The 25926-nt window shown below is 40.5% G+C and carries 16 protein-coding genes and 1 pseudogene; 10 read left to right on the top strand and 7 right to left on the bottom strand.

Annotated features, from left to right (window positions below; all coding sequences use genetic code 11):
* Positions 1-735: 735 nt before the first annotated feature.
* The 3 genes from V7K42_RS12990 to V7K42_RS12980 all read left to right on the top strand — a co-directional run bounded on the left by V7K42_RS12990 (position 736) and on the right by V7K42_RS12980 (position 4129).
* Positions 736-1935 (top strand): ABC exporter membrane fusion protein, encoded by a 1200-nt coding sequence (locus V7K42_RS12990; RefSeq protein ID WP_334916738.1) that lies wholly within the window; start codon positions 736-738, stop codon positions 1933-1935.
* Positions 1936-2058: 123 nt separating this feature from the next.
* On the top strand, positions 2059-3231 hold the full coding sequence (gene devC / locus V7K42_RS12985; protein WP_334916736.1) for an ABC transporter permease DevC: 1173 nt from the start codon (positions 2059-2061) through the stop codon (positions 3229-3231).
* Between the two features lie 199 nt (positions 3232-3430).
* Complete coding sequence (locus tag V7K42_RS12980) at positions 3431-4129, top strand: DevA family ABC transporter ATP-binding protein (RefSeq protein ID WP_334916734.1); 699 nt, start codon at positions 3431-3433, stop codon at positions 4127-4129.
* A gap of 105 nt (positions 4130-4234) precedes the next feature.
* Here the strand turns inward: V7K42_RS12980 and V7K42_RS12975 are convergent, their stop codons facing one another.
* Positions 4235-5131, bottom strand: a complete 897-nt coding sequence (locus V7K42_RS12975; protein WP_334916732.1) for a thiopeptide-type bacteriocin biosynthesis protein — start codon at positions 5129-5131, stop codon at positions 4235-4237.
* Between the two features lie 153 nt (positions 5132-5284).
* Here V7K42_RS12975 and V7K42_RS12970 point away from each other — a divergent pair, with 153 nt between their 5' ends.
* Positions 5285-6301 carry a cupin-like domain-containing protein gene (locus tag V7K42_RS12970; RefSeq protein WP_334916730.1) on the top strand — a complete coding sequence of 339 codons (1017 nt, stop codon included), beginning with the start codon at positions 5285-5287 and terminating at the stop codon, positions 6299-6301.
* 389 nt (positions 6302-6690) lie between these two features.
* Here the strand turns inward: V7K42_RS12970 and V7K42_RS12965 are convergent, their stop codons facing one another.
* From V7K42_RS12965 to V7K42_RS12955, 3 genes are all read right to left on the bottom strand, one after another.
* Positions 6691-8838: an NHLP family bacteriocin export ABC transporter peptidase/permease/ATPase subunit gene (locus tag V7K42_RS12965; protein WP_442938558.1), complete on the bottom strand. Its 2148-nt coding sequence runs from the start codon at positions 8836-8838 to the stop codon at positions 6691-6693.
* 150 nt (positions 8839-8988) lie between these two features.
* Positions 8989-10431 (bottom strand): NHLP bacteriocin system secretion protein, encoded by a 1443-nt coding sequence (locus tag V7K42_RS12960; RefSeq protein WP_334916726.1) that lies wholly within the window; start codon positions 10429-10431, stop codon positions 8989-8991.
* Between the two features lie 146 nt (positions 10432-10577).
* A complete protein-coding gene (locus V7K42_RS12955; protein WP_334916724.1) occupies positions 10578-11618 on the bottom strand; it encodes a cyclic nucleotide-binding domain-containing protein in 1041 nt (346 codons plus the stop codon).
* Between the two features lie 542 nt (positions 11619-12160).
* On the opposite strand from V7K42_RS12955, the gene V7K42_RS12950 reads away from it, so the two are divergent.
* The 5 genes from V7K42_RS12950 (at position 12161) to V7K42_RS12930 (ending at position 19618) form a co-directional block, all read left to right on the top strand.
* Positions 12161-12934, top strand: coding sequence for a DUF928 domain-containing protein (locus V7K42_RS12950; protein WP_334916722.1), 774 nt, complete (start codon positions 12161-12163; stop codon positions 12932-12934).
* A 3-nt stretch (positions 12935-12937) separates the two neighbouring features.
* A complete protein-coding gene (locus V7K42_RS12945; RefSeq protein ID WP_334916721.1) occupies positions 12938-15214 on the top strand; it encodes a CHASE2 domain-containing protein in 2277 nt (758 codons plus the stop codon).
* A complete protein-coding gene (locus tag V7K42_RS12940; RefSeq protein ID WP_334916719.1) occupies positions 15207-17882 on the top strand; it encodes an NHLP bacteriocin export ABC transporter permease/ATPase subunit in 2676 nt (891 codons plus the stop codon). Before V7K42_RS12945 ends, V7K42_RS12940 begins: the two co-directional genes overlap by 8 nt.
* Before the next feature lie 668 nt (positions 17883-18550).
* A complete protein-coding gene (locus V7K42_RS12935; RefSeq protein ID WP_094342932.1) occupies positions 18551-18892 on the top strand; it encodes an NINE protein in 342 nt (113 codons plus the stop codon).
* Between the two features lie 24 nt (positions 18893-18916).
* The gene (locus tag V7K42_RS12930) at positions 18917-19618 is read left to right on the top strand and encodes a helix-hairpin-helix domain-containing protein (protein ID WP_334916717.1); all 702 of its coding nucleotides are present in this window, start codon (positions 18917-18919) and stop codon (positions 19616-19618) included.
* A 19-nt stretch (positions 19619-19637) separates the two neighbouring features.
* Here the strand turns inward: V7K42_RS12930 and V7K42_RS12925 are convergent, their stop codons facing one another.
* The 3 genes from V7K42_RS12925 to V7K42_RS12915 form a co-directional block, all read right to left on the bottom strand.
* A complete protein-coding gene (locus V7K42_RS12925) occupies positions 19638-22295 on the bottom strand; it encodes an ATP-binding protein (RefSeq protein ID WP_334916715.1) in 2658 nt (885 codons plus the stop codon).
* 270 nt (positions 22296-22565) lie between these two features.
* Positions 22566-25112 (bottom strand): COR domain-containing protein, encoded by a 2547-nt coding sequence (locus V7K42_RS12920; protein WP_334916713.1) that lies wholly within the window; start codon positions 25110-25112, stop codon positions 22566-22568.
* Positions 25113-25272: 160 nt separating this feature from the next.
* Positions 25273-25404, bottom strand: a complete 132-nt coding sequence (locus V7K42_RS12915) for a hypothetical protein (RefSeq protein WP_334916711.1) — start codon at positions 25402-25404, stop codon at positions 25273-25275.
* Positions 25405-25583: 179 nt separating this feature from the next.
* Between V7K42_RS12915 and V7K42_RS12910 the strand changes: the two are divergent.
* Positions 25584-25835, top strand: a pseudogene (locus V7K42_RS12910) (FAD-dependent monooxygenase); the annotation flags it as partial.
* Positions 25836-25926 lie beyond the last annotated feature (91 nt).

Raw genomic sequence — 25926 nt, 5'->3', positions numbered from 1 at the left:
AAGCATTAATTATATATTTTGTAGTATATAGTACTTTAAAGTACGTAATCTTGATTAGCGATCGCTCTTGGGAAAAAACTTTTTGGTTTACTGAATATGAGACTTGGAATTTATTCTGAGGCGGGATAATAAACGCAGTGTAAGGTTTATTAATAAAGATATGGCTACGACAGACTTGTGCGGACAACATAGCCTTAAAAAGGGGAATTGAAATCAAAGTCCCGATTTTTAAAAGAGATTTAGATAAATATACAACTTTTGATACTAACAAGGAGATGTTTAAGACTTTATCTTCAGAACGAATTGGTATAGGAATGAAATATATCATTACAAATGAGAAATCTATCAAATACAAAGATATTTTTTATTAATTTAAACTTATTTGTTTTTCATAACAAAAGACTTTTGACTGAATTTTTCCTCTGATTGTTGGCGCTGTTACAATCGGTTATTTTGAAACCGTTTACTATATCTAAGTACTTTCAAAAAGCCAAACTAATTTATCAGTAAAATAAGTTTATCAATACTGAGATTAGCATGTTTTTATCCTATACGGCTAAATCGGAGTATTTTACTAAATTCTCAATGATTTCCTTTTTTTGAACTCAGAATCAATAAATGAACAATAACTAACTAATTAACAAAGGAAGTAAAGGTTAGTAAAAAAAAGAAATAATTAATAGTAAAAACTTAATTTATTCAGTTTTTTCTGCGCCACTAGTTAAGAGGTAATCTATGGTGCGAAACTCAAAGCTAGGGTACAGAACGTTCCCTAAATATATTCTGCGTCCATCCGTTGCTATAAGTATAATTGCATTTTTATTTGTTGGCGGAATAAGTTTTTATATAGTAAAGCGCTGGCAAAATTATGTAAATTCAGACACACAAGCGCCAGCAACACAATTGCCACAGTTAAAAACGGTAACAGCTTTAGGACGGATTGAACCACAGGGAAAGGTAATTAAACTCTCTGCTGCGGTGTCTGCGGAAGGAAGTCGGGTAGAAGAGTTATTAGTAAGGGAGGGGGATAGGGTAAAAGCAGGACAAGTAATTGCGATTTTGAATAGCCGCGATCGCTTGCAAGCAGAATTAAAAGAGGCGCAGGAACAAGTGAAAGTAGCCCAGGCAAACCTAAACCGTACCCAAGCAGGTGCTAAACGCGGTGAAATTGCTGCCCAAAAAGCTGCGATCGCTCGCACAGAAGCAGAACGTCAAGGTAATATTAATGCTCAAGCAGCAACAATTGAGCGATTTCAAGCCCAACTGCGTAACGCCCAAGCAGAAGACGAGCGTTATCAGCAACTATATCAACAGGGTGCAATCTCTGCTTCTCAACGGGATAGTAAGCGTTTAAACTTGGAAACCGCCCAAAAAAGCCTGCAAGAAGCGCAAGCACAATTAAATCGTACCCAATCAACTAGCCAGCAACAGGTAAAACAAGCTACTGCAACCCTTGAGGAAATTGCTGAGGTGCGAGGAGTGGATGTAGAAGCTGCCCAAGCAGAAATCAATCGTGCCGTAGCAGCCATGAATCTGGCAAAGGTCAATCTCAAACAGGCCGAAGTGCGATCGCCCCAAAATGGACAGGTATTTGAGATCCATACCCATCCTGGCGAATTAGTCTCAAATGATGGCATTGCTGATATCGGACAAACCAATCAGATGTATGTCATAGCCGAAGTCTACGAAAGCGATATCGGCAAAGTGCAGTCCGGCCAGGAAGTGCGAATACTTGGTGATTACCTCCCAATTGAATTGCAGGGAATCGTAGATCGCAAAGGCTTGCAAGTACGTCGGCAGAATGTCATCAACACAGATCCAGTCAGCAATATCGACAACAGAGTAGTAGAAGTCCATATCCGACTAGATGAAGCCTCCAGCCGAAAAGCTGCCACTTTAACCAATATGCAAGTTAAGGCAGTAATTGAATTGTGAAAAATCAGGGATTGGGGACTAGGAAAAAGTTTTCCAATCCCCAATCCCCAATCTCCAATCCCCAATCCCCAATCCCCAATCCCCAATTCCCAATCCCCAGTCCCTAGTCCCCAGTACCTAATTATGGGATTGATTAAACAACTGTTACGGCGAACACCTCTTGGATGGCTGCAACTAAATCATGAAAAAAGCCGTCTCTTGGTAGCATTATCAGGCATTGCCTTTGCGGATCTTCTCATGTTTATGCAGTTGGGCTTTCAAACTGCGCTGTACGACAGCAACACCAGATTACATCGCAGTTTGCAAGCAGATATTGTTTTAACCAGTCCCCAAGCCCGTAACTTGCCAAGCTTGTCTACATTTTCTCGGCGGCGACTTTACCAAGCAATGGATATACCAGGGGTGAAGTCAGCAGAACCAATGTATTTCAATAACACAATCTGGAAAAATCCTCAAACACACCGTGAGACGGGGGTGTTAGTTATCGGCTTCAACCCAGACAAGCCAGCTTTTGATTTACCAGATGTTAACCAGCAATTACAGGCGATTAAGCTACCGGATACCGTCTTATTCGACCGTGGTGCAAGAGGAGATTATCAAAAAGCGATCGCTCAAATTGACCAAGGTAAAACCCTAACGACCGAAATAGAACGGCGCACAATTACCATTAGTGGCTTATTTCAAGTCGGGGCTTCCTTTGGTTCTGATGGCAATCTGATTACCAGCGATCAAAACTTTTTGCGGCTATTTTCTGGGCGACAGTCCAGCAGTGTCAGTCTTGGTTTGATTGTTCTTAAACCAGGCTATGACCCGAAAAAAGTAGCAGCAATGCTTAAAGCCTATCTGAGAGATGATGTCAAAGTCTTAACCCACGCGGAATTTATTGAATTTGAAAACAACTTTTGGAGAACAAATTCCCCAATTGGGTTTATTTTTAGCCTGGGTGTATCAATGGGCTTTGTGGTAGGCGTGATTATCGTCTATCAAGTCCTTTCCACCGATGTTAATGCCCACGTTCGAGAATACGCCACTTTCAAAGCAATGGGATATCGCAATTATTACCTGCTAGGTGTGGTGCTTGAAGAATCGTTGATTTTGGCGGCACTAGGTTTCTTCCCCGGATTGGGAGTATCCTTAGCACTTTACCAACTGACTCGCAGTGCCACAAATTTACCCATGTACATGACCGCGATTCGGGCATTACAGGTATTAGTACTGACTGTCATTATGTGTACAATTTCTGGTGCGATCGCTACCCGCAAACTCCAAGCCACCGATCCTGCTGATATGTTCTAAATTTGTCATTGGTCATTGGTCATTGGTCATTTGTCCCTTGCAAATGACAATTGTCACTATAGGACTCATATTTGATTTTTGAACAAAAATCAGTACACCTTTATTCCTTCTTCCCAGTCCCCAGTCCCCGATCCCCAGTCCCTTACCTCTACGAGTGATTCAGAAATCAAATCGGATTGCTATAGTAATCAAGCTATTTATGACTAGTCAATCTGTCATCTCTATTAAAAATATCGACCACCATTTTGGTCATAGTTCACTCCGTAAGCAAGTTCTATTTAATATCAACTTAGAAATTAACGCTGGTGAAATTATTATTATGACCGGGCCCTCTGGTTCTGGAAAGACTACTTTACTAACCTTAGTGGGTGGATTGCGTTCTGCTCAATCTGGTAGTTTGCAGGTGTTGGGGCGAGAACTTTGTGGCGCTAGTGCTGAACAACTAGTGCAGGCGCGACGGCATAACGGTTATATTTTCCAAGCACATAACTTGCATGGTAGTTTAACGGCACTCCAAAACGTCAAAATGGCTTTGGAATTGCACAAATATCTTGGGTTAAAAAAGATGCTAGTGAGATCGGCCCAGATGTTAGAGCAGGTAGGATTAGGAAATCATTTGGATTACTATCCTGATAAACTGTCTGGGGGACAAAAACAAAGAGTAGCGATCGCTCGTGCCTTAGTCAGTCATCCTCAAATAATTTTAGCAGATGAACCTACCGCCGCCCTTGACAGCCAATCGGGACGAGATATAGTCAATCTCATGCAAAAACTGGCAAAAGAACAAGGCTGTACAATCTTGATGGTGACTCATGACAACCGCATCCTAGACATTGCCGATCGCATCGTTCAGATGGAAGATGGCAAACTCAAGTCAAAATTAAAACTATCAGCTTAGAGTTGATTAGCCTTGATTACTCAAGATCAGAACTCAGAATTTCAAGCTTTGTACTAGCTCAACCAAAACGAATTTATCTCAAGAATAAGCCCCATGTCTCAACTGCTAAGATTCTAAACCAGAAAAAGCTGCAAAATTACACACCTTGAATGGGCTAGTCCTAATTTCATCCTTTTGCTCAAGAATTCGGATTATAGCTTCAATTAATTTCCCTGAACGATGCCAGTCAAACCCGTGGCGGTGAAAATTGAACATCGCTACTGCGGCAAGTATATCAGCCAGATCCTGTGTCAATTGACCAAGATGCTGAAGATTAACTAATTCCTTTGCAAGCATGTCGTTTGCTATTGCATATTTTTGTAATACATCAGCTTCTTGTCTTGCTAGGGTTCGAGACTCAGACAAAGTTTTGAGAGAAAGTAGTTCAACTGTTGGAATTGTGGCTTCAGGAGATGTAGGAATCAAAGCCCTTAAACTTTGCCAAGTTGCCAGAATAGATACTCGATCTGACAAAGCACGGCTAAAAAGATCGTGCAGCACAGTTGGCAAAAGTAAGTCTTTGGGGATAACACTAAGTTTCTGTCGATCGAGATGGTCAAGTATAAGCCATACTGAAGTGTCTGCGTCGAAGTGCTGATGAACGAATTTCATGGCTTCAAGCCCACCAAATCGATCGCTTTCAGGCTGATAGTCACTAAAGAAGAATAGATTAATAAAATTCTCACGCTCAAGAATATACATGAGTTCAGAGATTTGGGCGATCGCTTGTTGCCGATCCACTGTTGTAAAAAAACGCACCCGAACATCTGGCGGTTTTCTCATAAAGAAGAACCAGCGCAACAAATCGTTACTCCGCCAGTCAGTAACCAAAGGTTCGAGCCGAGCAAAAAGGGCGCGGGCGCTCGGTAATGCTTCGTCCTGATGCCTTATGAGTGCTACATTGAGTTGCACCCAATCCCCGTTTTCCCAGTTCTGACTACTAAATTGTCGATCGTGAATCATTTAGGACTGTTATGGCTACTTTAATTTGTCTGAAATACTTAGATTAGTCTGTAAGCTATTCGTAACTTTGCCAATGTTAAATCAAGAAAACAAAGGTTGACAATATAAATTGGCTTAAAGCAGCATTACGGCATATTAGCAACTAAAATTAACATGATTCTCGACAACATCGACCGGATAGAAGCACCTCCAGCAGATGTGTTTTACCAAGACTATATTCTGCCGCAGCGCCCAGCGATCGTTACTAATATGTTTGACAATTCATCGCTGCGTCAGATGGATACCTTGGAAAAGGTAAAAACAGAGTTGACTGACATCCCAGTTCAAATCTCTCCAAATTACATTGCTAATCTGCTAGATTCAACATCAGCTGATGTTCCCCGCATGATGAACTTGGGCGCATATCTTGATTTCCTGCAAGCACAACCCACAACTCTTGATATTTGTGTTGAGTATCCTACACCCCAAAAATTGCTTGAGTTATTGCCCCTGAATTTATACCAAAATTTCAATGATGAGAGCGATTTATACTCAAATATGTTTATCGCCGCCAGCAATAACTATGCTCATTTGCACTATGATGCCGATCAGCGTAATGTTTTGTTGTTTCAAGTTTTTGGCGCAAAACGATTTGTATTAATTCATCCGCGTGAAACTCAAAAGTTAGATGCCATTGAGCAAGCTAATCTATGTCGTACAAGTGGCATCTTCTTGGAAAATATGTCAGAAGCCGAGAAAACAGATTTTTTCCAATATACCAACGCCTTTGATGCGGTACTTTACCCTGGCGAAACTCTTTTTATGCCAATGATGATCTGGCATTATATTGAATATTTGGAACCAGCCATGTCAATTGCTTATCGTTTAGGACGTAACCCTTATAATCGTCGATTGGCGAATCTGTTTCCAGCCCCCTCTGTTGATGTTCAATCTTTGTCGCTGTTACTGCAAGATGAGACACAAGCACGATCGCATCATCTAGAATGGTTGAATAAACTAGAGGCTGTAAGCCATTCCTTGGCAGGGAATGAAAGCGATCGCAGCGACACTTTGAACTACCTATCTTTAAGAATTCGGGGACAACATCTTGGTCTTGAACCTATCAAGAATATTCGGGAATTGAGAAGACGTGAAGCAATGTTGAACAAGTCTCTAGGAGGGAAAGTATAACTTAATTCATATATCTTTAGGACTTATGCAAAAAACCCCTCTACCTCTCATTTCTCTGTGTTCTCTGCGTCCTCTGTGGTTCGTTTTCCGTTATCTGTACGTAAGTTCCGATCTTATACCCGGATTGCTCACCACATCTCGATTAAGCTTGCGCTTGAGCAGGGGAGCAGGGGAGCAGGGGAGAGTTCAAATACCAAGTTCTTTCCCCTCTGCCCCTCTGCCCCTCTGCCCATCCTTCCCCTCAAGCTTGTGAGAAATGCGGGTTATAGAGGTTATTTTAAAGGACTGCGATCGCAAATACAGCATATTTCAAGTTAGTGGAGTACGCAAACTAAGTCTCAAAGCCAAGCATAAAGCCTGTTTCACTCCTGAATTCTACTCTATCATTGCTAAACACTTGCCTGCTCTGACCGAATTAACCGTGCATAAGAACCATCAAGCTGGGACATTTCTTTGTGGTTCCCTCGTTGCACTACTTTACCCTTTTCTAAAACGATGATTTCATCACAGTCGCGGATGGTACTGAGGCGGTGAGCCACAATAATACAAGAACAGCCTCGATGACGCAGATTTCGGTCAATAATTTTTTCCGTCTCTGCATCTAGGGCGCTGGTTGCTTCGTCCATAATCAGAATTGTCGGATCGTTGACTAATGCACGAGCAATTTCTAAACGCTGGCGCTGTCCTCCACTGAAATTAGCAGCACCCTCAAGTAAATTGCCTTCATACCCCCCAGGTAAAGCTAAAATGACTTCATGAATGGCAGCATCTTTGCAAGCTCGCACTAATTGAGAATTTGACACTGTATTATCCCACAAGGTCAAGTTATCTCGAACAGTGCCAGCAAACAGAAAAATTTCCTGTTCCATCATTGCTAGAGAATTAGAAAGTATCGCCTTAGTAATTTGCTCTCTCGGCATACCATCAAAGAGAATTTCTCCCGACCAAGGTTGATACAGTCCCGCTACTAATTTGGCAACTGTTGATTTACCAGAACCACTACTACCAACTAAGGCTACTCGCTGTCCTGGTTTTAGTTGAAAACTCAGGTCTTGAATTAGAGGCCCATCTGTTCGTGAGTAACCAAATGTCACATTTTTTAATTCTACATATCCCTTAAGTTCGCAAGATGAAGCATGTTGTAAGGGTTTGGCTGTTGAGGTATGTAAATTATTATGACTGTCCAATTCTGGATCGGTTGCATTTTGTAACACATCATCCAGCCGATTTAAGTCTCCTTCTAATTCCTGTAAGGTACTGCCGAAATTAACCAGAGAGTTGACTGGAGTCAAAAAGCTAGTCATTAAACTTTGGAAAGCAACCAACATCCCGATGCTGAGATGCCCATCCATGACTCGTAGACCCCCAATCACTAAAACTAATAGGGAACTTAAACTAGTCAATAAAATGGGTAAAACGCCTAGTACTTGATTGGTGATGCCCAATTCCTGCTGACCGTTGATAAATTTTGTGTAGTAACCCGACCAACGAGAGAAAAAATCAGATTCCAACGCTGATGCTTTGAGGGTTTCCATACTTTGAAGGGCAGCAATTTCTGTACCTGCAACTTTGCCCCTATCTTGGATGATTCGCATGTAAATATCTGTACGCTGCCGGGAAATCCACTGCAATGTCAATATATTAATCGCCGCAAAACAGATACCGATCGCAGTCAGCACGCCATCATAAGTAAACATAACTATGGCGTAAAATACTACCATCACGGTATCAATCACAGTCCTAGCCAACTGCCCCGATAATACTTCCGCAACTTTAGTATTGATATTGATTCTACTGCTAATTTCTCCGGCAAATCTTTGGGAATAAAATGATACTGGCAAGCGCAGAATATGGTGGATAAATTGCCCAGACATTTCCACAGATAACTTAATATTTAGCTTTCTCAGAAACCGTCTTTGTAGTAATGTCAACAACACTTGAAGAATCACAGTGATTGTCATTCCCAAAATCAATGGACGCAACCAATCTGTACGATTTTCTACCAGAACGTTATCAACAAAAATCTGATTAAAAACTGGTAAAACTAACCCTGGAATGACTAGAAAAAATCCTGCCAGAAAACAATAGAGAATGGCTCCCCAAGAACCCCGCAAACGGTCAATAAGTGCGCCTATTAAGCTAGGTTTGCGACCCCCACGTTGAAATTCTGGGCCTGGTTCCATCACCAGGACAACCCCTGTATAAGCTTCATCAAATTCTTTGAAGGAGACTCGCCTTGGCCCCGTACCTGGGTCGTTGAGATAAACCCAATCTTTTTTAAATCCTTCTACTACTAAGAAATGATTAAAATTCCAGAAAACAATGTATGGCAGACGAAGTTCTTGTAATTGTGCCAATTGCTTTTTAAAACCTTTGGCTTGCATACCGTAATTTCTCGCAGCTTTGATCATGTTTGAGGCTTTACTACCATCACGAGAAACCCCACAATTTTGTCGCAGTTCTGCTAAAGGCACAATTTTGCGATGGTAGGCCAAAATAATCCCGAAAGCTGCGGCTCCACACTCTACTGCTTCCATTTGCAATAGGGTAGGAGTTTTAACGCGGTAGCCTATCTTACTTTGTGCTGTTTCTAGGTCTGATAATGGAGCTTTTTTACCTAAGGGATTGAGGTTTTGAATTGAGGAAATTAATTGCTGAATCAATTGCACAAGACTATTTATTAAACTTTAGTTAATACCAGTAAATTCTCGTAGAATGGGCAAGACATAAGTAATTGGTGCCTGCTCTGCTACTTTAACCCGGACATTGGTAGTTGTCCCGGTAGAAATGTTTAATTTTGGCCCTTGGGAAGAAGACCAGCGATAACCGCTAAAGGTAGATGGAGCTATTTCCATTTCTGCTCGCACTTCAATGTCTCCACCGCCAGTTGGCAAGATGTTGGTTACTAAATCAGAGTTGCCAATTACAGACTTTGCACCTTCTTTAGTCACAGGTAAGGGGGAAACGGAGGCAACTTTACCGACAATGCCGCCAAAGCGTTCTCTTTTCACGGACATAGGGGTAATTTGCATCATCATTCCTGGTTGAATCTGCTTGCCATCTTGGACATTAAAGTAGGAGACGGCAATTAGTGGGGTGTTTTTGTCGCCGATGTTTAGGGTGACAAGCGGAGTTTTGGGACTAGTCACTTGTCCCAAAAAACCAGTCACTTCTAATACACAGCCATTACTAGGGCTAACAATCTGACTATTATCTAATATTTGTTTTTCCAATTGAGCGATCGCTCGATTAACTTCTTGAATTTGATTAATTTTTATATTGACATTTTCGACATTTTCTTGCTCAATACGTTGGTTTTTAGTGTCTAAATCTTTTAATTGCGCTTGTAGTTCGCTTACAGAACTCAAATTTTGTAAATATCTCTGCTGTGCTTCTGTTTCTTGTACATCTAACTGTTTGAGCTGCGCTCTGAGATCGTATAGGGTCTGCATTCCCTGTGTATATTCTTGCTCTGCTTGGAGATATGTATCTTTAGAAATAGCTCCCGCATCTGCGAGTTGCTGGCGCTTTTGCAATCTATCTTTCAGTATCGGTACGATCGCTACAGCATCATTGAGCCGTTGCTGCAAACTAATGCGCTGTTCGCGGATGGCATTTAAGCCTTTTTCATAAAACGCAGGCGTGAGAGTCTGAGTATCCCGCAAACGTTGAAGATAATTAACTCTAGAAGATGCGATCGCTTCTTTTTCCTTAGCAGTACGTTGTCGCTGAAGCAAGGATGAATTTTGTTCTTGTGTTTGTAATTGCCCTAGTTTTGAGCGTTGCAGTTGCAATTGCTGCTTGAGATCCGTTGGATCGATTGTTGCTAGGACATATCCTCGCTCTATACATTGTCCTATTTTGACATTCAGACTTTTTAACTGTCCTGAAATTGGCGACTCAAAAGTGACAACTTGATTGGGTTGAATCAGTATTCCCTTTCCTGTTACCGTCATAGGAATACGTCCAAAAATACTCCAAATTAACCCCAATAACACAAAACTACCCAGCGTCGCCAAAGGTAGCCAATCTAAAGGGTTGACTACCTGCATTAACTGATCCAATCTTTCTGGAGAAGATAAACGATCCAGTGATTCTTTGCGAAATATACTATCCTGATTTTCAGCCATTCATTTGTTAATTCGTAATACTTCTCTACGAGAGGCTGCGCCAACGACTGCGCTCAGTACAAGTTCGTAATTAAGACTGGAATTGGAGACTAATCAACCTACCTCGTTCCTGCCTCCTGCCTCCTGCCTCCTGCCTTCTGCCTCCTTCAAGATTGTCGATTCAGACGTTTAATCATCCAGTCAAATCTAGCACCCGCAAGCGCGGTATTATCTAATGTATCTAAGTTGAGTTCATCTTCAACTTCAATATCTTCTGCTAAGAGTTGGTCTAGTTGGTAAGCCAGTTTCCCAAATCCACGACGGAAGAGGCGATCGCGAATCCGATCTACTAAAACTACAGCGATCGCTCTGTAAAAACGTGCTGTAAATCCTGCATCTCGCTTTAATTTTTCAGCTAGTTTCTGTTGTGGTAGAGCTAGTAATACAGAAGATTCTGCTGCCTTGACTGTGGCAGAGGCGGTTGTTGCTTCGACAAAAGACATTTCTCCTAAAATTTCGCCTTTGACTGATTGAGCAATTTCTCTTTCGGCAAGTTTATTGTGTGGGGTGGTAACAAAAACTCCTAACTTCCCATCTAACAATATATATAATGCTTCAACAGGTTTCCCTTCTTCAATTAGCACCTTACCTGGATTGACTTTAGTTCTTACTCCTTGGGAAATCATCCAATCAATATCGCCATCATCCAAAATAGCGAACACAAACAAAACTTTTCGCAGTGGCTCTCCTGGAAGTACTTTGTTCTTAGTCAGGAAATCAGTCAGTCTCCGCAATTGCTGTGAAAGTAAAACAGACAGCATTTGATAAAAATTGGCGGCAAACTTTGTATCGTGTTCTAACTTTTCGACTAATAATTCTCTTGGTAGTGCTAATACTCGTGAGGGTTCCAGAGCTATCAACGTGCTAGCTGGGTAAGCATTATCTATTAAAGATAATGCTTCTACAATTTCCCCTGGCGATACGCGATCGATTTCTTGTGCGTCTTTTACATTGCCTGTGGGAGAAACACAAATACTTAATCCTCCCTCTAGCAAAATTTCTACCGTATCAACAATTTCTTTACCTTCTTGAATCAGAACTTCACCAATAGGATGCTCTCTACATCGGCCGACACTGAGCATCCAATCAATATCACTTTCTCTGAAAGCAGCAAAATTCGGAGTATTAACCAGGATTTGTCTAATCATAAGATTTAAACTTGGTTATGAGTGGAAATAAATCATTTGTTTCAGCAAAATAGAGCTTTTTGTTAGTTCTCTTGAAGTTTTCAACCTAGCTGTCTGACAGAAGTAGTAAAAATTCAGTCAAAACAAGGTTTTTCAGAAAAGGGGTGGAGTTGCATCAGAAGCTATAGGACTCATATTGGATTTTTGAAAAACCAAATAGGCTAGAAGTTTGTCATCCAGAGGTTTCTTGCTCAGTATACTTAGCAAGATTCAAGTAAAGTTCCTATAGAGTTACCAGACAACTATAGCAATCGTTCTATTGTCTGTCATTAAAGTTACTTATAAAATTTTACGTATTTTCTCAGAAACGATTTAGAATTTCTATACTTTTGTTTATAGTAAATTATACGTACTTTATTTTTTTGGTCAAATCTTTAACAAAGTTTTTAGACAAAAGTTAATATAGGTTTTATGATTGGTAATTAATTTAACTCAATATTACTTTTTCGGGCGATCGCAAATATTTGTCTTTGTTAGATGATTGAAAATTAATAGGACTTAATATGAATTGGATCCAAAAATTTGTAGAATTGCCAGCATTTTCTATATCTCTGGTATTAGTGATTTCTAGTTTCCCCAGAGTCGCGATCGCTGAATCACCAATTTCACTTAAATTCCACAGATTCCAGAGTTGGCAAATTAGTCAGAGGTTTATCCCACCAAATCGAAAAGCACCACAAACTACGGCTGGTGGGGCAAGTCGTGGTGGTGGTTCCTGTTTTTTAGAGAGTAAAGAAACCTTAACTCCCTTAATGCCTACGAATAAATCAGGTTTAACCTTTGCAGAACGTCCGACATTTTACTGGTTTGTACCAAAGACAGTAGTAGAAACTGCTCGCTTTTCACTTCTAGATGGTGAGGATATAGTCTACGAAACGACTTTCAAACTTCCTAAACAATCAGGAATTATTGGTTTTACTCTCCCGGCAGAAGCGCCAAGTCTCAAAGTTGGTAAACAGTATCAGTGGTATATGGCGATCGCTTGCGGTGCAGACAAACTAGCAGAGGATATCGCTGTTAACGGTTGGGTAGAACGAATTCAACCCACTCCTGATTTATCGAAGCAGATAGCTAGGACAAATCCCAAGCAACTGTCCCAAGTGTATGCCACATCTGGTATTTGGTACGAACTGGTGCATACTTTAGTACAGCAACGTCTTGCCAATCCTAGCGATCGCACAGTCATAGCTAATTGGCAAGCATTATTGGAGTCAGTGGGTTTAAAAAATTTAGTTTCCAAACCTTTAGTAGATATCTGCAATGACAAGACTAAGTAATTTATGTGGAGAAACATCAAACGACAATTTTGGCAATGGCGCGGTATCTTCATTGCTGCTCCCAGCGCTGGAGCATTGGTGTTTATTCTGCGTTTGAGTGGATTATTGCAGATGTTAGAATTGGCAGCGCTGGATCAAATGTTTCTGTTACGTTCTCCAGAACCTATCGATCCGCGCATTGTCATTGTAGAAATTAATGAATCTGATGTGCAAAAACTTGGTAAGCGCGGTTATTGGCCTCTGCCTGACGGCTTACTGGCACAAGTTTTAGAGAAATTAAAACAACAAAAACCCAGTGCTATTGGTTTGGATTTATATCGAGATTTACCAGTAGGTTTTGGACATCAATCCTTAGTTAAGGTGTTTGAGTCTACACCAAATTTAGTTGGTGTCCAAAAAGTAGCCCAGAGTGAAGATAGTTCGGCGGTAGCACCACCACCAGCACTTAAAAAACTCGATCGAGTGGGTGCAAATGATTTTCCCTTAGATGGGGATGGTAAAATTCGCCGTAGTTTGATGTATTTGGCAGATAAAGATGGCGAAAATGTGTTTAGTTTTGCTTTTAAACTTGCCTATCTTTATCTGAGCGATCGCAAAATTGAAGTCGGACAAACAGAAGATTTTTTGGTAAAAACAGGTAATGTGATTTACCCTTTATTTCAAAGAAATGATGGTGGTTACATTCGGGCTGAAGACCAAGGTTATCAAGTACTAATAAATTATCGTGGTTCTAGAGACAAATTTCAACACATATCTATTATGGATGTGTTAGAAAATCGGATCTCCAAAGATTTATTCAAGGGGCGGATTGTGTTAATTGGCCCCACAGCCGAAAGTCTCAAAGACCTATTTTATACACCTTACAGTAGTAGTATATTAACAGCACCAAAACGGATGTCTGGTGTAGCAATTCATGCCAATGCCATCAGTCAAATTTTAAGCGCTACTTTAGATAATCGTCCGTTAATTAAAACATCGAGCAAACTACAAGAATGGTTATGGATTTCTGTATGGTCACTAATTGGTGCAATCTTCAGATGGCAACAACGATATAGTAGTGGTTCTAAAAGAAAATCCTTATTACCTTTGATTAGCATTTTTCTAGCTGGTTGCTGTCTTATAGGTAGTAGTTATTTGGCTTTTATCGCAGGTTGGTGGATTCCTGTAGTTCCACCATTAATCGCATTAATTGCTTCTGCGCTTACTGTTACTGGCTATATTGCCATGACTGCGGGAGAAATTCGGAAAACCTTTGGGCGTTATCTTACCGATGAAGTCGTCGCTAATTTATTAGAAAATCCCGAAGGTTTGAAACTAGGCGGTGAAAGGAAAAAAATTACTATTCTCACTTCTGATTTAAGAGGTTTTACGGCTACGGCTGAAAGATTATCTGCTGAAGAAGTAATTAAAATAATTAACCTTTATTTAGGATATATGGCAGATGTCATTACTCAGTATCATGGCACGATTGATGAGTTTATGGGTGATGGAATTTTAGTTTTGTTCGGCGCTCCTATCACTAGAGAAGACGATCCAACAAGAGCGATCGCCTGTGCTGTGGCAATGCAACTAGCAATGGAACCAGTAAATAAGAAAATCCAACAAATGGGATTACCAAAGCTAGAAATGGGTATTGGTATTAATACAGCAGAAGTAGTAGTTGGTAATATTGGTTCGGAAAAACGGACTAAATATGGAATTATCGGTAATCAAGTTAATTTAACCTATCGGATTGAATCTTATACAGTCGGCGGGCAAATTTTTATTTCTGAATCAACTATTAAAGAGGCTGGTTCTATTATCAAACTTATTGGACATAAAGAAGTACAAGCAAAAGGAGTGAAAGAACCGATAAAAATTTATGAAGTGGGTGGGATTGCTGGGGAATACAATTTATATCTGGCTGAAAATGAAGAAGAAGTATTCTTGGAACTTTTAGAAGCAATTCCCATAAAATATGCAGTTTTAGATGGAAAAGATGTAAACAGTACTGTAATTGAGGGAAAGTTAGTGAAGCTGTCAGCAAAGGAGGCGCAAGTATGTTATGACTCAAAAGTAAATTCTCTAGTTTTACAACCCTTTACTAATCTGAAAATGAACTTATTTATGCAAGATAATGCCAAAATTAGTGAAGATATCTATGCTAAAGTCTTAGACAAAACAGCAGAATCAAATAATTTTTATATTCGCTTTACCAACCTTCCATTAGAAGTGGTAGGACAGTTTAATACTATACGCCTCCGCCAAAAAACTATTGTACCTCTAACTCCAGATGAGTAATTCCAAGTTACTGCTCGCGGGTAATCAATCCCTAATATTAGACAATCCCCAAACAGTTTGGCAAATTGAATCCGGTGCGATCGCTCTATTTGCTATTCCCATCCAGCAAGGTATTGAAGGCGTTCGCCGTTATTTATTTAGCGTCAATCCGACAGAAGCATTGTTTGGGATATCGACTAATAACCATAAAATTTTGGCGATATCGATAGAAGATACTGTGCTGTTGCAAATATCTGCACCCGAATGTGAGCAAGGGATAAGACAGGAGAAAGACGAGGCAGAAAGTTTGCTTCAGTTAGTACAGATTTGGGAGAAAAATATTCAAAGTTGTGTGGGCGATCGCTCTTCTATTCCAACAGTTTTTTCCCACCCTGAAAACCTTACCAACTGGAACACCATCCAAGTTACTCTGAGTGAACTGCACGATAATTTGTGTGAAATTCTGACTCAAATAGAACAAGAAGAGTCGGCAACAAAATGGACTCAATTCCAAGCACGGGAACAACTTAACTCTCAGGCAAAAGTCAATGCTTTAGGAGAATTAGCATCAGTCCTCAAACCCAAGCAAGCTGAACTGATGCAGACAGGTACACCACTGCTGATTGCCGCAGGTGCAGTGGGAAGGGCATTAGGAATTAAGATTTTGCCACCTGTACGTTCCGAAGACATGAATCGGATTAAAGAACCATTAGAAGCGATCGCGCGTGCATCCCGAATTCGCATCCGTCGGGTATTACTTAATGACCGATGGTGGCAAAAAGATAGCGGCCCGTTATTAGCATATACTCATCAAGATAATTTTCCTGTTGCATTGTTACCAGCAGGGGTAGGAAAGTACGAAATATTTGACCCCCAGAAGCACGTTCGCATCCCTGTAAACGAGAATACAGCCCAGCAACTAGCTCCTTTTGCCCATGTATTTTATCGTCCCGTACCCGAAAATAATGTAACTGCGATAGACTTACTTCTATTTGCCTTCAAGGGGAAAATTCGAGAACTGGTTGTTATCTTCCTTACTGGTGTTGTCGGTGCATTGCTAGGAATGTTAACCCCCTTAGCAACCGCCATCCTCATCGATTCCGTCATTCCTGATGCAGACAGAGGGTTGTTAGTGCAAATTGGATTGGGTCTGATAGCCGCCACCTTTGGTACAATAATTTTTCAAATCGCCCAAGGTTTTGCCGGTCTGAGATTAGAAAGTAAAGCTAGTTTAGACTCCCAAGCAGCCTTATGGGATAGATTGTTTAATCTGCGGGTATCTTTCTTTCGTGAATATTCAATTGGAGATTTGCAATCTCGTGTTTCTGCGGTAACACAAATTCGTCAGAAACTCAATGACACAGTGCTACGCACTGTTTTTACGAGCTTCTTCTCTCTACTTAATCTGGGATTGTTATTTATCTACAGTTCCAGCCTAGCTTTAGTTGTAGTAGCAGTAGCCCTCATTGCAATCATCTTCACCACTATCTCAAGTGTACTTAGTCGCCAAAAGCTGCGTGCTTTAGAAGAAATAGAAGGGGAAATTTTTGGTTTTACTGTCCAGATGGTTGCTGGTGTTTCCAAACTTCGAGTCAGCAATGCAGAAGACCGGGCTTTTGCATACTGGGCAAAAAAGTATAGTCAGCAGCTAAAACTCAAGTTGAGTACAGAAGTAATTGAAGATGTCTTAGCGATATTTAACACCGCCATGCCAACTGTCAGTTCGATAATTATCTTTTGGCTGGCAGTTACCTTAATTACACAAGCGCCATCTCAAAGCGAAACGGGATTATCTACAGGTACATTTCTCGCATTTAATTCCGCCTTTGCCATATTTATTGCTGGGGCTACTCAGCTGAGTAACACCATAGTCAGCATATTAGATATCAGCATTTTCTGGGAACGTGCAAAACCCATCTTTCAGGCTCAACCAGAAATCGACCTGAGCAAAAGCGATCCGGGGCGGTTAACAGGTAAAGTAAAAGTCGATCGCGTGACGTTCCGTTACCGCGAAGATGGGCCCCTGAATTTAGATGATTTGACGATTGAAGCAGACCCAGGAGAATTGATTGCTTTGGTAGGGCCTTCTGGTAGTGGGAAATCAACGATTATTAGGCTTTTATTGGGATTTGAAACGCCAAAAGATGGCACTATTTATTACGATGGTCAAGACTTATCAGGCTTAGATACATCAGCAGTGCGTCGGCAGATTGGTGTAGTGCTACAAAATGGTCGCATCAATAGCGCCTCGATATTTGAAAACATTTCTAGTGGCGCATTAGTGACAATGGATGAAGCTTGGGAAGCAGTACGGATGGCTGGATTTGCCGATGATATTAAGTCAATGCCAATGGAGATGCACACAGTTATTTCGGAGGGGGGTACAAATCTCTCTGGTGGGCAACGTCAAAGGCTACTAATTGCTCGTGCTTTAGTATTAAAACCGAGAATTATAATTTTTGATGAAGCTACGAGTGCTTTAGATAATCGTACTCAAGCCATAGTTAGTAGCAGCTTAGACCAGTTAGGAGTAACGCGCATAATTATCGCCCATCGCCTCAGTACCATCCGCAACGCCGACCGAATTTATGTGATTGAAGCCGGTCGAGTTGTCCAGCAAGGTAGGTTTGAAGAATTAGTGAATCAAAAAGGATTATTTGCTAATCTGATGGCGCGACAAATGGCGTAAGCGTTCAGGGTCGAATGATACTAAAAACTGCTATAAGCTATGTAGGATAATTACTACAGCTTTTAAGCTATTGAACAGTAGAGGGATGAAGCAGGCGATTGTCCTTGATGTAGTGCAGCCCGCTGTGCCTTCCAGAGATTGTGGAATTAGCCCGGATTTCTCACACAGACTGAGAAAAAAGGGTCAAAAACGGCTAAAAGCTATAGAAGCTTTACGGAAATTATATTGACCTAAATCTAAATAAATCAGTAATTTTCATGAAGCTTCAAAGATAAACTTTAGCTAGAATTGCCTGTAAATACGCTCAACCTTTTATTATATTAAGCAACTTTTTAGTTACCGCTCAACTGTTTATAATCAATTATTGGTTAACATCACTTTATCTACTGATGAACAAATTGAATAACCAAACAATAAATATTCATCGGTTGCGTATGGTTCCATATATGGCAATTGGTTGCCTAATTTTTTATTTCAATTCCAACCTAGATTTTAACTACATAATCAAAGGATATTTAGTCTTAATGGAATCTCAGCTATGTATAATTATTATTTATTTTATAACAGCAAAAAGCACTAATAACCCACATAAATAATTAGATAAAAAACAATTACTTGGATTGTCCGCCAATAGATATTTATGAGAGTTAATTAAGGAAGAAAATGTCATGAAGACTAAATCTACAGCTATTCTGCTTTGCTTTCTTGGCGGGTGGCTGGGAGTTCACAAATTTTATCTAGGACAAAATCTTGAAGGTGTTTTATACTTATTGTTTTTCTGGACTTGTATCCCATCTTTAATAGCCTTTGTTGAGTTCTTTGTATTAGTTCTCATGTCAGATACCGAATTCAATATAAAGTATAATCAAAGTATCGCAAGCGCAAGTGGGCCAATATCTGCTAAAGATGCAACTAGTGCGCTAGCTGATTTGAAAAATCTTTTTGATTCTGGTGTAATTACCGCAGAAGAGTATGAAGAAAAGCGGCAAAATCTTCTGAAATCTTTGTAAATCTAAATCATTGGTTGATTTCCTGTGTCACAATCTAAATCTTGGTTTCAACAAACTCCTGTTTGGGTGTGGTTATCATTAATTCCGACATTTGGAGGATTCGCTATTGCCTATGCAGGTTATAAATCCAAGACTAATACTTGGATTGTATTAGGAATTAGCACCTCTATTTTAGCTTTAGCTTTATCTGCAAATAGTCTAGCCGTTGTGATTTGGATGGCTCAGATTGGTATTGCTTTGTACCTCAAAAAAGCTTTTTTAGTCAAAATTTATCCGAAGAATTTACCAATTCCTGAAGAAGAAGGGTTAGCAAACTTAATTGCCAGTACTCGTGATAAAATAGATATTAATGAATGCTCTAAAAATGAACTAGTTAACTCTTTAGGGCTGCCCATAGTTTATGCAAATAACATTGAATCCCTGATGAATGAGGGATATGTTTTTACTCATGTTGAAGAATTAATAGAAGTAGCTGGAATTCCAGAAAAGCAGGTAGCTAGGATTACACCGCTAATTACTTTTGGCTATAACTATAAAAAAGAAGCTGAATATTCTTGGAAACGATTAAACACATATTCAACTCCAGAATTAATTACTTGTGGACTGGATGGAGCGATCGCAGAACAAATTGTTGCAGAAAGGCAACAACGAGGTGAGTATAAATCCTTAATGGATATCAAACAGCGCACTGGATTACCGTTTGCTACTTATCGTCACATAGCTTAGATATCGCCAGGGCAATAAATTAATAATTAATTCTCACTTCCTCCTCTCTAACCTTTTTCCACGGAAGTTTGACTGTAAATCGACTACCTTTACCTAACTGACTTTCGGCGTGGACAGTTCCACCGTGCAACTCAACAATTTTTTGCACCATCACTAATCCTAAACCAGTACCTGTGGAACGACGGGTAGAAGCATTTTCAACTTGCACGAAAGGTTGAAATAATTGGAAAAGGTCATCGGAAAGCATACCAATACCTGTATCTACCACGCTAAAAAAGATATACTCATTTGTAGAAGTGGGCTGAACTTCAATCCAAACTTTGCCTCCGTCGTGAGTAAACTTGATAGCATTACTTAACAGGTTGATAAATACTTGACGAATGCGACGCTCATCAACTTGGATAGGTTCTAGTTCTTCAGGGATTTGTACACTCAGTTGAATATTTTTTTGTAACGCTAAATTTTTAACAAAACTAAGACTAGAGTCACATAATTCTGGAATCGAAGTAGCAGCTAGTTGTAGTTGGATTTTGCTAGATTCAATGTCGGTAAGCTCAAGAATTTGGTTAATCAATTCTAGTAAATTCTTACCGCTAGATTCGAGAGTACTTAGAAACTGGCGCTGTTCTGCGGTTACAGTCCCGTAGACTTCATTTTGGAGTGCTTCTGCAATCTCAAGCATAGAACTTAAAGGAGTCCTCAGTTCATGGCTCATATTTACTAAAAAGGTCTTTTTGGCACGATTTGCAACTTCGGCAGCTTCTTGAGCCTCACGCAGAGCGGATTCTGCATTTTTGCGATCGCACACTTCTATACTCAAGGCGACAAATTCAGCGATTGAGTGAGCAAAGTTTTGCTCGCTCAGTTCCCATATCCGAGGGATATCAATCTGTTCGTACAACACCGTTCCCACCACTTCGCCCCCAACCCAAATGGAGGTATTAATTAGGGATACAATATTCTTCGGTTCTAGCTGTTCATCCCATAATTCTTGTATCCGTAAATCGGTGCGAGTATCGGTAACGGCGATGATTCGGGCAGATGTCAGAGATTTAAAATAGATGGGATAATCTGCGCGATCGCGTTCTACACCCGCCGAATGTTTCTGATTGCTACGTTCGTAGAGATTTATACATTGTAGTTTGGTGCGTTCGCTATTGAATAACCATACACCCACTCTTTCTACTTCTAAAGCATTCGCAGCTTTTTCAGTGATGACTTTAAATGCCGTTTCTAGATTTCCTTCTGAAATTGCCTTGTGATTTGTTAATTCTGCCAACGCCCGATGATGCTGTTCCAGTTTTCGCTCGCTGTTAATATGTACTTGAATCTCTTGCTGTAATTCTTGAGTTTGCTGCTTAACTTGCAATTCTAACTCTTCATTTTTAGTAATCTGTGCAGTAAAGGTTTTACGTAAATCCTGCATCATCTCGTTGAAAGATTCACCCAGTACCTCTACTTCTTTAATGCCTTGGATCGCCACCAAGTCTTGAACCTTGGTAAAATCAGCTAAATCTTTTGTCGCCGTGCTGAAGTAAAGAATTGGCTGAGTTATCCAACGGGCGGCGATAATTCCTAGTAAAATGGCTAATCCTAATGCTCCCAGACAGAGAAAAATTGTAGTTTGAGTGTTGCGATCGATTTGTCCCATAAAGTCTGCTTCTGGGACAGCTACTACAATCAACCAGTTGACATTTGGTTCGCCCTGTAACGGTCTAATTTCTAAAAATTGTCGTTTTCCATTAAAAGAAAAATCTAGTTGCTGTAAACTCTGAATCTGGTCAAAGTTACTAAATTTAGTTTCTAAATATTTAGCGCTGGCTTGAGTAAAAGCATTCCCGCTTTGGGAAGCTGCCAACCGAATCGGTTTACCATTTTGGAGGCGGAATGGTTCTTCGGTTGTGGAACTTGCGACTAATAGCCCCGATCGCTCGATAATAAAAACTTGTCCAGACTTGCCAACTTTAATATTTTGCAGCAAATCCCCAATTTGTGATACATGAGTTAGAGTGCTGTTGACACCGAGTAACTTACCTTGGGAGTCATATATAGGTTGAGATGCACTAATTAGAAGCGTTGGTTCGGTGATGGATGTAAAAATCTGACTAAAGCTGAATTTTTTGGCGGTAACTGCTGCTTGATAACTAGGACGCGATCGCGCATCATAGTTTTTGATTACCTCTGGTAGTTGGGTACGTTGACCATGAGAGTCAATTTTGTAGGTGTAAAGGTCGTAACCAGTTGACTTATCGGCTTTTCTGAGTAGATACTGGCGATCGTTGAGCTTTTCTACCCCTAAGTGTTCTTGCTGTTCGTTACTTGCCGTAAAAGCGACAGCATCAGGAAAAATCTCTAACTGCTTGATTAAATATGACTCCCAAGTTGCCAGATTTTCCATCTTCAGCAACCCGATGTCAATGATATTTTGATTACCGCGCAGTACTTGACGCGGGGTTGAGAGATAAGCTTGTAAATTTTGCTCTACTCGATTAGCGACTTCATAACGCAACTCGCTAGCTACCTCATTGACAGCCATTTGCCCATTGCGGATTGATAAGTATGCAGTCAATCCCACAGCTAAGAAGATTTGCAGCACAAATAGCGCTACGAGAATACGACGTAGAGGTACACCTTTAAATAGGGGAAAAACACCATTTTGCCCAGTATTTTTGTTCATAAGCCCACTCTCCCTTCCTATCGTGTAGTAGTGAGTACAACACCTCGACTTCTCTGGCCTGCGGGCTTATGCATAGTTTGTACTCGGTCAGATCAAGTGCCAATATACCACTTCTGGTAAAAGAACAAAACGTTAGGTACTTCCAATTACAAAAATACTCTTAACCCACGGAGGTGGGTTTTGTTTGTATAGCCGCGACTTCTAGTCGCCAAAGCTAGTATTAACCCAAACCTATTGCATTACCACAACAAGAAAATCTGAGTCTATCTTCTACCCAAGAACTGCTGCTTTAATTCTCTTACAAATATCCACCCAAGCTTTATTCTCTTGTGCTAAGTTCAGGCTGTCTAAAGGTTGATTGGGAGGATGCGCTGACTGATACTTTTCAATTTCTGTTTCGTCATAGCTGCTATAACTCAATGGTATCCAAATAATCGTGAGTCCTTCGGCTTCAGCCGCATCCAACAATGGGGGTAACTCATTATCAGCAATAAAGTCTGATGCTAGAAAATCTGGGCTAACTAACAATACTGCCACTTTTGCTGCTGCTAAAGCATTTTCAATTTCTTCGCGCCACTTAGCACCAGGTTGAATTTTAGTATCGTCCCACACCAGCAGTTTTTGGTTGCGAATCATTGGTTTGAGGTGTTTCTGGAGTTTGGTAAGCCACTCTTGATCTTGATGACTATAGCTAATGAAAACTTGATTTCTAGTTACGGGTTCAGACATGGGTATTTCCAAATTGGGTGGAGTCGATAAAACATCATCAATCAGTCTGCGGACATCTACCATAAGAAAAGTTTTCTGGCACTGGATTCGGTCATTACGAGCATCCAGGGAGTTATACAAGATACCTCGATCGTAAAAATGAGGACTTTGACTATCTTTACACTTTTCACAGTTACAAGGAACAAGTGTTTGATATTTCAGGCGTTCGTAAGACTTATGGATTTTTTCTAGTTCATTGTTAATAACTACTAACAGTTCTTTCTTGCGCTTGCCTGCGACGCGGACTTGAATTTCTCGTTGATTGTAGTATTCAATTACTTCAGCACGGCTTTTGTATTTAGCAAGAACAACGCCTGTTTTCCAAACTAGGGTTTGTTGTTCAATATCAGAGTGCATTTCGACTATAAAGCGGGTGAGAATACCTTTCGGCATGAAGTCATATTTATAGCGCAGGATTAGGTTATTGGATTCATCCCAATTGAAATCAGGTTGATTCACAGAGAGTAATTGAGGTGCAATATAAGTGCCAAGACGACTAGGAATTTCATAGGACAGTTTAAATTTCATCATTAGCCGCAACAGTTCTGGTCGCATATAGACATATTTGTCTTCATGCCAAATGTTTGCTAAATCATTGCGATCAAATTGGCCCAGTTTTTCAATCACTTGGGGATTATCTAACACTTTATAAACGGCATCTGTACCCCAAGTAGGTTTTAGAATAACAGTTTTTATTAAAAAGTCATCATCTTGAAAGTGAAGGCATACTCCTAAATCATGCAGATATTCACTTAGTTGGAGTTTATCCTCTTGTTTAGTAAAACCATGTTTCTGACAAATGTTAAAATATTCTTCCAAGCTAATATATTCGCGGGAGTCACCTTCTAAAGCTTCGCGCACTTTGACCCAGGTTTTAGGGAGTTCTATTCCTACATGAGGTAAGTTAGTAATATAATGCTTAATTTTATTTAAGATTTCTGACAGACCGCGATCAATGGCTAAGTTTGTAGTCAGTGTTTCCTTAAAATTAGTGAATTCGCGCCGTAACTCACGCTCGTTTATATCTCGTTTGCGCTCCTGTTTTTCATTTTTGACAATTAACAAAGGACTATTACCGCTCAGTAATTCAACCGCATTTAACCAGTAATAAAAATCTGTGTCTTCTTTGCGAGTATCAGCAACCAAGGCATAAAGGGAGCGTTTTGTGAGGAAAAATTGGTGGGTAGCATGGTAAATTTCTTGACCACCAAAGTCCCAAATGTTGACCTGAAATTCTCTGTTATTGTCAAGCAAGAACTTCCATTGAATAACATCTATGCCTTCGGTGGTATTTTCATCTTGTTGTAACATATATTTATTGTCTTGAATTTTTTTGGCTAGTGTAGTTTTACCTGCACCACCTTCTCCCACAATGAGTAATTTGGCTTCGTAGAGGCGATCAGTTTCTTGTTCTAGTTGCTGCCTGCAAAAGTCAAGAATTGCTTTAAACCCTTTCGTGATAATTTCTGGTGGAGGTGATTCTAAAGGATTACTCCCCAGGTCGAGGGATTGCAGGTTGGTGAGTTTTCCAAATTCCGCTGGCAGACTGCTCAGTTGATTCCTGCCCAGGTAGAGGGATTGCAGGTTGGTGAGTTGGCCAAATTCCGCTGGCAGACTGCTTAGTTGATTACTGCCCAGGTAGAGGGATTGCAGATTGGTGAGTTGGCCAAATTCCGCTGGCAGACTGCTTAGTTGATTTCTGCTGAGGTATAGGGATTGCAGGTTGGTGAGTTGGCCAAATTCCGGTGGCAGACTGCTTAGTTGATTCCTGCTAAGGTGAAGGGATTGCAGGTTGGTGAGTTGGCCAAATTCCGGTGGCAGACTGCTCAGTTGATTACTGCCCAGGTCGAGGGATTGCAGGTTGGTGAGTTGACCAAATTTCGGTGGCAGACTGCTTAGTTGATTCCTACTGAGGTAGAGGGTTTGCAGGTTGGTGAGTTGGACAATTTCTAGTGGCAAGGTTGTTAAGCCCTCGCCAGAAAGGTTTAATTGTGTCTTCTTATCTCTGGCAGCTTGTTCAATAATTTGCAGCAGTTCTTCGTTAGTCATTTCGGGTTTTATAGAGGTGATGTCTGACGACGAGTTGCTGCTTGGACGCGCAGCAGAGAAATTGAGCTAATTAATAATGTAGCCTGCATCAAGATTGCATTATGACGATCGCAGGCTCCCACGCCTGTAGACTCGACCTCATAACCTTACCATTCCAACTTTAAACACCAACTGTTGAGCAAAAAGGCATCGCTCCACCTTTGAACACCAACTGTCGAGCAAAAAAAGCGATCGCTCCACCTTTGAACACAAACTGTCGAGCAAAAAGGGCGATCGCTCCACCTTTGAACATGAATTGTATAGCCGCGATTTCTAACCACCAGGTATATTTGCTTCAAATAATAGGTGCGATCGCAGCAATATATCTAACTTTTTGTATTTGATTTTAATATTGTTGTGTGATCTTATATAACTTAATGGCTATAGCTTTCCATATTGCCCAGCTTCTATCCCAAATTCTTGTGTATAAATATGCCAGAAACTAAATCAACACTTCATAGACATACAAATACATCAACCAAAGCTGATAACTTATCTGCATCTGCGATCGCTTCTTCTAATCCTCAAGAAATCTACGATGTTGTAGTGGTTGGCACTGGGCCTGTTGGGTTAGCAACTGCCATTGGCTTACGTAAACGTGGAATTGAAAATATCCTTGTCATCGATCAAACTCGCGCCTTTCGTCAAATTGGGCAAACAGTGGATCTTCTCCCCAATGGATTAGACATCTCCGAAAACGTTCAAAGCCTTTATGGGGCTAGACTATAGCCCCTAAACGCAATCATTCTAAATTAGCTAGTCTGTACGAAAAAAT

This window comes from Nostoc sp., from assembly GCF_036917455.1.
In the GTDB taxonomy this organism is placed as follows: Bacteria; Cyanobacteriota; Cyanobacteriia; order Cyanobacteriales; family Nostocaceae; genus Nostoc.
This window is presented reverse-complemented; position numbering and strand designations above follow the sequence as displayed.

Coding starts and splice junctions, on each gene's coding strand:
- V7K42_RS12990 (WP_334916738.1), top strand. CDS start 736: ATGGTGCGAAACTCAAAGCTAGGGTACAGAACGTTCCCTAAATATATT.
- devC (WP_334916736.1), top strand. CDS start 2,059: ATGGGATTGATTAAACAACTGTTACGGCGAACACCTCTTGGATGGCTG.
- V7K42_RS12980 (WP_334916734.1), top strand. CDS start 3,431: ATGACTAGTCAATCTGTCATCTCTATTAAAAATATCGACCACCATTTT.
- V7K42_RS12975 (WP_334916732.1), bottom strand. CDS start 5,131: ATGATTCACGATCGACAATTTAGTAGTCAGAACTGGGAAAACGGGGAT.
- V7K42_RS12970 (WP_334916730.1), top strand. CDS start 5,285: ATGATTCTCGACAACATCGACCGGATAGAAGCACCTCCAGCAGATGTG.
- V7K42_RS12965 (WP_442938558.1), bottom strand. CDS start 8,838: ATGGAAGCAGTAGAGTGTGGAGCCGCAGCTTTCGGGATTATTTTGGCC.
- V7K42_RS12960 (WP_334916726.1), bottom strand. CDS start 10,431: ATGGCTGAAAATCAGGATAGTATATTTCGCAAAGAATCACTGGATCGT.
- V7K42_RS12955 (WP_334916724.1), bottom strand. CDS start 11,618: ATGATTAGACAAATCCTGGTTAATACTCCGAATTTTGCTGCTTTCAGA.
- V7K42_RS12950 (WP_334916722.1), top strand. CDS start 12,161: ATGAATTGGATCCAAAAATTTGTAGAATTGCCAGCATTTTCTATATCT.
- V7K42_RS12945 (WP_334916721.1), top strand. CDS start 12,938: ATGTGGAGAAACATCAAACGACAATTTTGGCAATGGCGCGGTATCTTC.
- V7K42_RS12940 (WP_334916719.1), top strand. CDS start 15,207: ATGAGTAATTCCAAGTTACTGCTCGCGGGTAATCAATCCCTAATATTA.
- V7K42_RS12935 (WP_094342932.1), top strand. CDS start 18,551: ATGAAGACTAAATCTACAGCTATTCTGCTTTGCTTTCTTGGCGGGTGG.
- V7K42_RS12925 (WP_334916715.1), bottom strand. CDS start 22,295: ATGAACAAAAATACTGGGCAAAATGGTGTTTTTCCCCTATTTAAAGGT.
- V7K42_RS12920 (WP_334916713.1), bottom strand. CDS start 25,112: ATGACTAACGAAGAACTGCTGCAAATTATTGAACAAGCTGCCAGAGAT.
- V7K42_RS12915 (WP_334916711.1), bottom strand. CDS start 25,404: ATGTTCAAAGGTGGAGCGATCGCCCTTTTTGCTCGACAGTTTGTGTTC.